At 62.3% G+C, this 10,402-nt stretch carries 11 protein-coding genes; 8 read left to right on the top strand and 3 right to left on the bottom strand.

The genetic code is table 11. The features are described 5' to 3' along the window. Nucleotides 1-241 precede the first annotated feature (241 nt). Nucleotides 242-436 (bottom strand): hypothetical protein, encoded by a 195-nt coding sequence (locus LPJGGPFB_RS32635; RefSeq protein WP_173424067.1) that lies wholly within the window; start codon nucleotides 434-436, stop codon nucleotides 242-244. 221 nt (nucleotides 437-657) lie between these two features. Between LPJGGPFB_RS32635 and LPJGGPFB_RS32630 the strand changes: the two genes are divergently transcribed. The 8 genes from LPJGGPFB_RS32630 (at nucleotide 658) to LPJGGPFB_RS32595 (ending at nucleotide 9,100) form a co-directional block, all read left to right on the top strand. Continuing rightward, nucleotides 658-1,692: an ABC transporter substrate-binding protein gene (locus tag LPJGGPFB_RS32630; protein WP_173424066.1), complete on the top strand. Its 1,035-nt coding sequence runs from the start codon at nucleotides 658-660 to the stop codon at nucleotides 1,690-1,692. 4 nt (nucleotides 1,693-1,696) lie between these two features. Continuing rightward, the gene (locus tag LPJGGPFB_RS32625; protein ID WP_173424065.1) at nucleotides 1,697-2,509 is read left to right on the top strand and encodes an ABC transporter ATP-binding protein; all 813 of its coding nucleotides are present in this window, start codon (nucleotides 1,697-1,699) and stop codon (nucleotides 2,507-2,509) included. A 62-nt stretch (nucleotides 2,510-2,571) separates the two neighbouring features. Beyond that, a complete protein-coding gene (locus tag LPJGGPFB_RS32620) occupies nucleotides 2,572-3,345 on the top strand; it encodes an ABC transporter permease (RefSeq protein ID WP_234903184.1) in 774 nt (257 codons plus the stop codon). 112 nt (nucleotides 3,346-3,457) lie between these two features. Continuing rightward, the gene (locus tag LPJGGPFB_RS32615; RefSeq protein ID WP_173424063.1) at nucleotides 3,458-4,813 is read left to right on the top strand and encodes an FAD-dependent oxidoreductase; all 1,356 of its coding nucleotides are present in this window, start codon (nucleotides 3,458-3,460) and stop codon (nucleotides 4,811-4,813) included. Then, nucleotides 4,810-5,967, top strand: coding sequence for a CaiB/BaiF CoA transferase family protein (locus LPJGGPFB_RS32610; RefSeq protein ID WP_173424062.1), 1,158 nt, complete (start codon nucleotides 4,810-4,812; stop codon nucleotides 5,965-5,967). Before LPJGGPFB_RS32615 ends, LPJGGPFB_RS32610 begins: the two co-directional genes overlap by 4 nt. Next, nucleotides 5,964-6,737, top strand: coding sequence for an enoyl-CoA hydratase-related protein (locus LPJGGPFB_RS32605; RefSeq protein ID WP_173424061.1), 774 nt, complete (start codon nucleotides 5,964-5,966; stop codon nucleotides 6,735-6,737). The genes LPJGGPFB_RS32610 and LPJGGPFB_RS32605 overlap by 4 nt, the downstream gene beginning before the upstream one ends. A 45-nt stretch (nucleotides 6,738-6,782) precedes the next feature. Beyond that, nucleotides 6,783-7,706, top strand: a complete 924-nt coding sequence (locus LPJGGPFB_RS32600; RefSeq protein WP_173424060.1) for a LysR family transcriptional regulator — start codon at nucleotides 6,783-6,785, stop codon at nucleotides 7,704-7,706. After that, a complete protein-coding gene (locus tag LPJGGPFB_RS32595) occupies nucleotides 7,703-9,100 on the top strand; it encodes an amidohydrolase family protein (RefSeq protein ID WP_173424059.1) in 1,398 nt (465 codons plus the stop codon). The genes LPJGGPFB_RS32600 and LPJGGPFB_RS32595 overlap by 4 nt, the downstream gene beginning before the upstream one ends. Here LPJGGPFB_RS32595 and LPJGGPFB_RS32590 read toward each other — a convergent pair. Further along, nucleotides 9,085-9,972 (bottom strand): dihydrodipicolinate synthase family protein, encoded by an 888-nt coding sequence (locus LPJGGPFB_RS32590; protein WP_173424058.1) that lies wholly within the window; start codon nucleotides 9,970-9,972, stop codon nucleotides 9,085-9,087. The genes LPJGGPFB_RS32595 and LPJGGPFB_RS32590 overlap by 16 nt on opposite strands. 26 nt (nucleotides 9,973-9,998) lie before the next feature. Further along, nucleotides 9,999-10,337, bottom strand: coding sequence for a ferredoxin (fdxA, locus tag LPJGGPFB_RS32585; RefSeq protein ID WP_173424057.1), 339 nt, complete (start codon nucleotides 10,335-10,337; stop codon nucleotides 9,999-10,001). Nucleotides 10,338-10,402 lie beyond the last annotated feature (65 nt).

Below are 10,402 nucleotides of genomic sequence, written 5' to 3'. Positions count from 1 at the left end.
CCGATGGTACTTCGTCTTAAGACGCGGGAGAGTAGGTCGCTGCCAGGTCTGCAAAGCGCAAGATAAAACAACCGAAATCAAAACGATCATCTTCTCTTCTGCCTCGGCCCAGCCGAACACGGGCCGCCCACAAGCGGCCCTTTTGTTTTGTTAGGCTGAAAACAAGAAGTGCGTCCCTTACACGAGACAAATCGCTTCGCAATTTGCTCGGCAGAGACCATAAATCCCTTCGGGATTTACGTTACCGCGATAAATCCCAAAGGGATTTACGCTTGGCGCGGGGTGGAGCAGCCCGGTAGCTCGTCAGGCTCATAACCTGAAGGCCCGAAGCGCGGGCGTACTCCCCGATCACGTCGTTGGTGTCGGACGGATTGATGTTACGAACCATGTCGTTACCGTCGATCCATTCCCCATCAATCAGGTTGCTGTGCATCATATCTGTCCTCCACGACGGTGAGCGCTTGAAATGTCCGTCCGCTTATCCGACGGGCACGGGCCCCAAACAAAGCACAATCTTTCGAGCCTGCCGTTGCCGAAAAGGCAAAGGCGCGAGAAGTCTGTGTGTTGCCGTATCGGCAACGCTTACCGCGAAAAATTGTGCTTTATGAGATGCCGAATTTCATCATCATCGCTCCCATAACAAGCCAGGGGAACGATATGTCTCATTTCATGATGAACCGCCGGGGTTTCCTTTCCAAAACCGCCGCAGTCGGCGCGATCGCCGCGACCCACAGCCTGATCAACGTCTCGCCAGGCAAGGCTGCCGATCCGGCCACGATCCGGATGCAGCTCGGCTGGCTGCCCTCCAACGGGCTTCTCGGAGAGCTGGTCGCACGCAAGAAGGGTTATTACGCCGAGAGCGGCGTGGAGCTGGAAATCGTACCCGGCGGACCGAATGTCGACGGTGTCGCCGGCGTTGCCGTCGGTCAGTCGACGATCGGGCAGATTTCCTCCAGCCCGTCTGTCATGCTCGCCCGTTCGGCCGGTGCGCCGATCAAGGCATTCGCGGCCGGTTATCAGAAGCATCCTTTTGCCTATTTCTCCCGCAAGGCCAACCCGATCGCCAAGCCGCAGGATATGATCGGCAAGACGATTGCCGCGATCCCGACCTCGGTCATCCTGCTGCGCGCACTTCTCGCCAAGAACGGGATATCGGAGGACCAGGTCAAGATCGTCAACATGGGCTCCGACATGAACCAGTTGGTGACCGGCCAGGCCGATGCCGTCTGTGGGTGGCTGACCAACGTCAATGCGCTGAAGGTCCTGGGCGACGACCGCGTCGACCTGACACTCTGGGACGGTGGCATCCGTCTTTACGCCAACGTCTACTACACGACCGACGACCAGCTGGAAAATCACGCCGACCATCTCGCGGCATTCGTATCGGGTGCGGCACGCGGATGGAACTATGCGCGCGAACACCAGGAGGAGGCGGTCGACATCCTGCTCGAGTCCTATCCGAACCTGGACAAGGCAAGTGAGCTCGAGGCCATAGGGCCGCTGATGAAATTCGTCTTCAACGAAACCACTGCCAAAGTCGGCTGGGGTGGCATGGAGCGGGCAAACTGGGAGGAGCAGATCAAGACCTATGCGGACCTCGGCCAGTTCAAGGGGCCAGTTCCCAATGCGGACGACGTCTATACGATGGCCATCCTCGATGCCACTGCCGACGTCCGCAAGAGCGTAGGATAAGGCGATGTTGGAAACGCTTAACAGACCCAAGCAGGTGTCGGCCGGGGCAGTCGGCGGCTCGGCGGTATCGGTGCAGAACCTGCATATCCGCTTCGGCGCGGATGATTCCAGCTTCACCGCGCTGTCGGATGTTTCGGTCGAAATACCGGCCGGTTCTCTGGTGACCATGCTCGGTCCGTCCGGCTGCGGCAAGTCGACGTTGTTGCGCACGGTCGCAGACCTCGTGCACATCAGCGACGGTTCGGTGTCCGTGCACGGCCAGACGCCGCGCAAGGCACGCGAAGGGCGCGATTTTGCCTTCGTCTTCCAGGAAGCAACCTTGTTGCCCTGGCGCAACGTGATCGACAACGTGCGCCTGCCGCTGCTGGTCGGAAAACGCGAGGCGGGCGCGACCTATGCTGATCCGGAGGAATTGATCGCGCTCGTCGGACTGAAGGGGCGCGAGAAGGCGATGCCGCACGAACTTTCGGGCGGCCAGCGCCAGCGCGTGGCAATCGCCCGCGCGCTGGTTACCCGTCCGCGCATCCTGTTGATGGATGAACCGTTCGGTGCACTCGACGAGATCACGCGCGACAAACTGAACGAGGAACTGCTGCGCCTCTGGCAGGAAACAGGCACCACGATCCTGTTCGTCACCCACTCGATCCCGGAGGCGGTGTTTCTCGGTCAGCACGTCCTGATGCTTGCAGCCCATCCCGGTCGCGTCAAGGAGTTCATGAAGGTCGATCTGCCCTATCCGCGAACGCTTAAGATGCGTGACACGCTCGAATTCATTCGCGTGACCGCCCACCTGCGCACACTTTTGGGAGAATGTTGATGGCTAATGCCCTTCCTACGCAAGCGGAAGGCCGCGCCTTGGTCGACGGCAACAGGTTCAAGATGCTCGACGCTGTCGCGGCTAGTGCCCTGCGTCACCTGCCGGCAACGCTCGCGATCCTCGGCTGCATCCTGTTGTGGCAGCTCGTCGTCTGGGGTTTTTCGGTGCCAACGTTCATGGCGCCCGGTCCCATCGACGTGATCCAGGCCTTCGGCGAAAACGCCGGTGTGCTGTGGTCGAATTTCCTGCCGACGCTGTTGGAGGCGGTTCTCGGTTTCGTGTTCGGCAACGTCGTTGCCGTCCTGCTGGCCGTCTGGTTTGTCTACAGCCCGCTCGCAGAGCGCGCGTTCTATCCGATCGCTGTTATCATCAAGTCGATCCCGATCATCGCGCTGGCACCGATCCTGGTGCTGCTCGTCGGCAATGGCATTGCGCCCAAGATCATCATCGCCGGCCTGATCTGCTTTTTCCCGACGCTCGTCAACATGGTACAGGGGCTGAAGTCGGCGAGCCCTGCGATGCTCGATCTCATGCGCATCCTGTCAGCCAGCAACGCCGAGATCTTCTGGAAGGTTCGGCTTCCAAGTTCGCTCCCCTTCCTTTTCGCCGCCTTGAAGATTGCGGCGACGAGCAGCGTGATGGGCGCGATCGTCGCGGAGTGGATCGGATCCAGCTACGGCCTTGGCGCCCTGATCATCGAGGCGACCTATAATTTCCGCTCTCCGCTGCTCTATGCGACCGTCGTGATCGCCGCCTCGCTTGCCGTGGTTCTCTTCTTCGCGGTCTCATTCGCGGAATCGAAGATCGTCCGCTGGAAGCCGACGACGGACCACTGACCCCCAAACCCCTTCCTTGCCGGACCGCTTACCCGGTCTGGCCAACCGATGACGCCGCTGGCTGTGAGCCTTCTCACATTTCGCCGGACACGCCCCCTATGGAGGAAAGACAATGGAAACAATCAGGGAACCCTTGCGCAACGCCAGGATCGTCGACCGCTCGGATGTGGTCGTGGTCGGCGGTGGCCCGGCCGGCATTTCCGCCGCCGTCTCGGCGGCGCGCACCGGCGCCAGCGTCACCCTCATAGAGCGCTATCCCTATGTAGGTGGCCTTGCCGCAGGCGGCATGGTTCTGGTGCTCGACGACATGGTCAACAGCGTTGAAATCACCGTTCGCGGCATCTGCATGGAGATGATCGAGCGGATGAAGACGCTCGGTCTCTGCGTCACCCCGACGGACGGCGACCGTCAACTCGATCTTCGCGACACGCCGGAAGCATGGCGCCGCTGGGCACGCTGGGGATTGTTCGACTTCCACACACCGTCGGCGCCGCATCCGATCTGCTACGCCGCGGCGTTCGATCCGGACGCCTTCAAGCGCGTCTCCTATGACGTCCTGCGCGAATCCGGCGTCAAGCTCAGAACACACAGCTGGTTTTCGTCGGCGATTGTCGAGGATGGCACGATCAAGGGCGTGGTCTGCCAGACCAAGGCCGGGCGCGAAGCCATCATGGGTGACGTGGTGATCGACGCATCCGGCGATCTCGACGTCGCGGCTGACGCCGGCGCCCAGCATACGGATGGCAACTTCATCCTGACGACCGTTTCCCGTTGGGGCGGCATCGACACGGAGGCTGCCGAACGTTTCGAGTTCGAGGAGCCGGAACGGTTCAAGGCACTCGACCACGAGGCCAAGCGGCTGATCGGCGGTTGCTGGTCGTTCTGGTGGCTGAAGACGCCGCTGCCCGGTGTCATCTGGCTGAATTGCCCGCACATGCCGAAGCTTTCCGGCCTTAGCGTCGAAGATCTGACCTATGCGGAACTTGAAGGGCGCAGCCGGATCGCCCGCCTGCTCGATTTCGCCCGCGCAAATCTGCCGGGCTTCGAAAAAGCCCATGTCATCGACTTCGCGCCGCAGACGGGCGTGCGCCAGTCGCGGCTGCTTCAGGGCGAATATGTCGTCACCAAGGACGACGTGATGAATCGCCGTCACTTCAGTGACACCGTCTGCCGTGGCCGGGACTATTACACGCCGTACCGGGCCATGCTGCCGAAGGAGATCGATCAGCTGATCGTGGCTGGCAGGCACTATTCCGCGACGATCCAGGCGCAGAAGTCGAGCCGAGAGATCCCGCCGTGCATGGCCATGGGCGAGGCGGCCGGCGTCGCGGCCACCGTTGCGCTCAACGCCGGGGTGAAGGTGCGGGACGCCGACGTAAGAGCGATCCAGAAACAACTGCGCGCCCAGGGTGCCGACCCCGGGGACATCCCATCCGAAAACGCAACCTATCTGGAGGCCGCAGAATGACGTCTCTTCCCCTCGACGGTATCCGCGTCGTCGATTTCACGCAGGTCATGCTTGGACCCTGCTGCACGCAAATGCTGGCCGATTATGGCGCTGAGGTCATCAAGGTCGAGAAGGCCAAGATCGGGGATCTTTCGCGCTGGTCGCTCGGGTCTGACCCTGATGGCCTCAACAATCCGGTGTTCTCGTCGCTCAACCGCAACAAGAAGAGCCTGGCGCTCGACCTCAAGCAGGACGAGGCGCGTGCCGCGGTGCGTGCCCTGATCGACACGGCTGACGTGGTGGTCAACAACTTCCGCCCCGATGTGATGGAGCGCATGGGCTTCGGCTACGAAGAGCTGAAGAAAACCAATCCGCGGCTGATCTACGCCGTCGGCACTGGATTCGGTCTGGAGGGTCCCTATCGGCACAAGGGGGGACAGGACATTCTCGCGCAGGCGCTTTCCGGCGTCATGCGACGGAAGTCCGACGCGAGCCATCCCTTGTCGATCTATGCGACGCCGCTTGCCGACTATTCGGCCGGAATGCATCTGGTTCAGGGTATCCTGCTAGCGTTGCTGCACCGAGAGAAAACCGGGCAGGGCCAACAGGTTGCGGTCAGTCTTTACAGTTCTATGCTAGCCATGCAGATGCAGGAGGGCACCACGCACATGATGCGGGAGAAGGACCTGAACTGGGGCGCCTTTCCGCTGACAGGCGTATTCGAAACCACGGACGGTGCCATCGTCATGGTCGGCGCCTTCAAGCCGAACCCGCTCAGGGACATCTGCGTCGCCCTGGAGATCGAGGACCTGTCCTTGCAGCCGCAGTTTGCCGATTTCGACGCCCAGATGCAGCGCCGCCCTGAGCTGCAGCGGATTTTTCGCGAGACCTTCGCAACCAACAGCAGCGCGCACTGGCTTGCCCGGCTCGAAGAGGTCGACATTCTCTGCGCGCCGGTGCGCTCGCTTCCCGAAGCGCTGGCCGACGAGCAGACGGCCATTAACGGCATGATCCTGGAGGCGGGCGAAACCAAGGCTGGTCCCGTGCGCCTAGTCGGCTCGCCGATTGCCATGTCCGCCGCGACCGTGGCCGTGCGCATCGCCCCGCCCAGGCTCGGCGAACACAACGACGATATCCTCTCGGCGCTTGCCGTCCGTCAGGGAGATGCGGCATGAGCGTCACGTTTGTCGTGGAGGATCGCGTCGCGCGCGTCACGCTCTGCCGTCCGGAACGGATGAATGCGGTGGACGCGGCGACCGAACGCGATCTGGAGACGATCTGGCAGGAGATTGAAGCGCGCGACGACATCAGTTGCGTTGTGCTGACGGGTGCCGGCGAGCGGGCCTTCTGCGCCGGGGCAGATCTGAAAGGGGCCGAAACGACCGGCCTCGACTACTGGAGCGAGAGCCGACCGAACGGTTTTGGCGGGCTTGCCTTTCGCCGCTCGCTCGATGTTCCCGTTATCGCCAGGGTCAACGGCTATGCGCTCGGTGGCGGCTTCGAGATGGCCCTAGGCTGCGATATCGTCGTCGCCTCGACGACGGCAGCCTTCGGCCTACCGGAGGCCCGCGTCGGGCGCCTGCCGCTCGACGGGGGCATGGTCCTGTTGCAACGGCGGATCCCGCACAATCTCGCGATGGGCGTGCTGCTGACGGGCCGGCGGTTCTCCGCTGCCGAGATGCAAGGTTTTGGCATCGTCAACGAGGTCGCCGAGCCGGGAGAACTCGACGCCGCCGTCGCGCGCTGGACAGATGAAATCGTCGCCTGTGCGCCCCTTTCGCTCCGGGCGATCAAACAGACGGTCAATCGCACCGGGCATCTTTCCCCCGCCGAGGCTCAAGCGCTGCGTACGCCGGCGCTTCTAAGGGCGCTGAAAAGCGAGGACGCTCTGGAAGGTGTCAGTGCGTTCCAGCAGAAGCGTGCGCCCGTTTGGAGGGGGCGGTGAGCGTGCTATAGGTCGGTGCCCAGGGGGAGGGAAGGTTCCAATCGAATGCACGCCAGCATCTTGAAATACTTTGTCGCGGTCGCACGGTCCGGCTCCATTCGCAAGGCCTCCGAGGAGCTTCACGTTGCGTCCTCGGCGGTCAGCCGCCAGATCAAGAAACTGGAGGACGAATTGGGCATCGCACTGTTCGAGCGGCTCTCGAACGGCCTGAAGCTGACTGTTGCCGGCGAAAACGTGCTGCGCCACGCCCGCGCCACGCTTGAGAATTTCGACCTTCTGCGCAGTGACCTCGGCGCCTTGCAGGGGAAGAAGACCGGCCGCGTGCAGATGTCCTGCCTCGACAGCCTGGCGATCCAGTTTCTCCCGGACATGGTCAACGCCTTCCACAGCATCCATCCCGGAGTGAGCTTCCATATCCACACCGCCGGCCACGGCAATATCAGCAGCCTGGTCGCGGAAGGCGACGTCGACATGGGGTTGACCTTCGATCTGGCCAGACCCGATGACACGGAGATGCTTTTTCGCGTGCCGATGCCGCTAATGGCGTTCGTCGGGCGCGGCCATCCACTAGCCAGGCAGCGGCAGGTTTCGCTCGCCGAGTGCGCTCAGTACGATCTTCTGCTGCAACTCGACACCCAACCAATCCGCTCGCTCATCGAAATCGAACTGTCCGTCTTCGAGCGGACAGGGCGACCTTTTGTGTCGTCGAACAGCCAGATGATGCTCAAGCCCTTCATGATCTCCGGCAAGGGCGTGGCCTTCTTCACGCCGATCGGTTTCCTGGCGGAGATCAAGGCGGGCGACCTCGTGGCCATACCGCTTTCCGGGTCGCGTCTTCAAAACCTGCACGTCGGAATCCTCGTGCAGCGGCGTCGCCAGCGTACGCACGCGGCCGAGGCGGTCATCGAGTTCGTCGGCGCGGAACTGCAGAGGTTCAGCGATCAGATCATGGAGGCCATCCGCACGTGACCGCAGGAGCGAGCCCCGGACGACTTCTCTTGCGTCCCGGTCATGAGCCTGCACGGCGAGAGACGGATCTCTTGCGGCATCTGCCGGAGAGCGTTTCACCGCCAGCGATCCCGGCCAATGCTCTCCTCATGCCGCCGCCCGTCAACGCCCATGACCACGGCTATGGCATCCGCACCCTCGATTTCGGCAACATTGACGATGCCCTGGAAGTCTGGATCCCTGGCCTTCGGCTGCGGCCCCGAACCGACCCTTACCTCGAAGCGCTCGTGGCGTTTTCACGGCTGGCGCTGACGGGTGTCGGTGCGACCATGCATTGCCACAACTCGCTGAACATCGACCGGCTGGTGGAAGAGGCTGGCGCCGTGATGCGCGCCGCGCGCGATGTAGGCATACGACTTGCGCTCTCCTGTCCGCTGCTGGACCACGACCCTTGGGCCTATGATGGCGGGCCGCAGCGGCTGCGGCCGTTTCTCGCGCCGGCAGACTGGGATGAGCTCAGCGCTTCGATCCCGAAATATGCGCCGCCCTCGGTCCAGATTGCCGCGGCAGATGCTGTGGGTGCCGCAAACACCAGCCCGCTGATCGATGTCCAGTACGGCCCGATCGGGCCGCAATGGTGTTCCAACGCCCTGCTCGAAAGCATCGCGGAGGCATCAGCGGCAACGGGCAGGCGGATTCATATGCATCTGCTTGAAAGCCCGCGGCAGCGGCAATGGCTGGATCGGCGCTTCCCGCAAGGGGTCGTGCGATACCTCGACGATATCGGCTTCCTCTCGCCGCGCCTCGCGGTCGCCCACGGCGTTCAGTTGCGAACGGACGAACTGGAGCTTCTGGCGGCACGCGGTGTGCAACTCGTTTCCAATCCATCGGCAAACTTGCGCCTGCGTTCGGGCGTGGCGCCGATTGCCGATATGTCCGCGCATGGACCCGCTTTCGCTTTCGGCCTCGACGGGACAGGATTTGACGATGATCAGGATCTCTGGCGGGAACTGCGCCTTGCGCATCTGCTGCATGGTGGCCAGGACCTGATGCGGACGTTTACAGCGAAGCAGGTGTTCGACGCAGCGATCCATGTCGGCGCCAAGATCCTGAATGCGCCGGTGAACGAAGACCTGGTGCTCGTAGACTACGGCGCGTTGATCGCCGACAGTCTGACTGACGATCTGGACGAGGCGGAGGTGCTGCTTGCGCGGATGACGGCGGCTCACGCGAAGGGTCTCTACGTCGGCGGACAGGAGGTCATGCGTGATGGAAAGCTGACCCGGATCGACTGTGAGGGCGCCCGGGCCGAACTGCTGCAGCAGGCACGCGCCGATCTTCCGCGGCTGACCGGCGAGCGTCAACGTGTGACCAAGCTCGCCGCCGCCACGCGGGCCTATTACTCCGGCTGGTGAACCTGGGTTGCGAGAAGGTCGAGTTTTTCTTGGTGCGCGCCGCCAAGCGAAGGCTGCGGCGGGGCGGCATTCAACCAGACCGGATTTCCGGTTCGCTTGGCGACCAGGTATTTGACGGCCGGGATCAGCGGGTTGGCGGATATCGCATGGCGCAGCCGGAGCACGCGATCCTGCAAGGGAGCATTGCCCTGGCTCTTCCAAAGCTTGGCCGATAGGACCGGGGCGATATTGACGGTCGCGGAAATCGTGCCGGCGTAGTTGTCAGCATTGGCATCGGCAAGCGTCGCCTCGTTGCTCGGGAAAACGGCGAAGTTCGGGATCTCCGCCAGCTGACGGGCATAACCGAGATCGCCGGAGCTGTCCTTGGCACCATTGACGCGGTCCGGAAACGCTTCGGCAAGTCTCGCGGCGAAGGCCGGGGTAAACGTGATGCCGGTCATTTGCGGAAAGTTGTAAAGATAGATCGGGATCGGATTTTTCGCAGTGGCCTGGACGAGCCGCGCAAACCACGAAAAGAGCCCGTCGTCGGAGGCCGGCTTGTAGTAATAGGGCGGCAAGACCAGCGCCGCCGCATAGCCCAGGCGATGGGCAAGCGCTGTGAGCGCGACGGTCGTCTCGATGTCTGGCGTACCGGTGCCAACCATCAGCCGTTTCGTATCGAGCGCCTCGGCAGCGGCCACCATCACGGCCCTGCGCTGCTCGAAAGACAGCGAGTTGGCTTCGCCAGTCGTCCCCAGCACATTCAGGCCATCACAGCCATTGTTCAGGCACCAGCTGGCATGTTCGACAAAGGCTGCGGTATCGATCCGGCCCAGATCGTCAAACGGCGTCGGCACGGCGGCAACGACGCCACCGAATTCGGTCACAGACATGTCTCGTTCCTGTCGTTGAGGTGTTGTTATGCTGCTGTTGCGGCTTTCTCGAAGCCGGCCACGAAGGGGTGGTCCAGCACTGTCGAGCACTCCTTGCTCCATCCGCCAGGCGACCCCATTCCGGTAACGTCGGGGCCGAAAAACTCCTTGTTGACGGTGATGAAATGGCGCTGTGTCTCGGAGATTTCCTGGTCCCAGACAATGGCATCAACGGGACAGATCGACAGGCAGAGCCCGCAGTTTATGCATTCGTCTGGATGGATGTAGTAGGTGCGTCCACCCTCGTAGATGCAGTCGACAGGACAGGCCGCGGTGCAGTCGCCGTCTTTCACGTCGATGCAGGGCTCCGTAATGACATAGGCCATCTTGCTTGCCTCTGATGAGTTGCTTGCAAGCGCAATGTTTCAGAGTTTCTCCGGGCGAAGAAGCA

Origin of the sequence: Ensifer adhaerens (assembly GCF_013283195.1) — a bacterium.
GTDB lineage: Bacteria > Pseudomonadota > Alphaproteobacteria > Rhizobiales > Rhizobiaceae > Ensifer > Ensifer adhaerens_G.
Note: the sequence above shows the minus strand (reverse complement) of the source record. Positions and strands in the feature narration are given on the sequence as shown.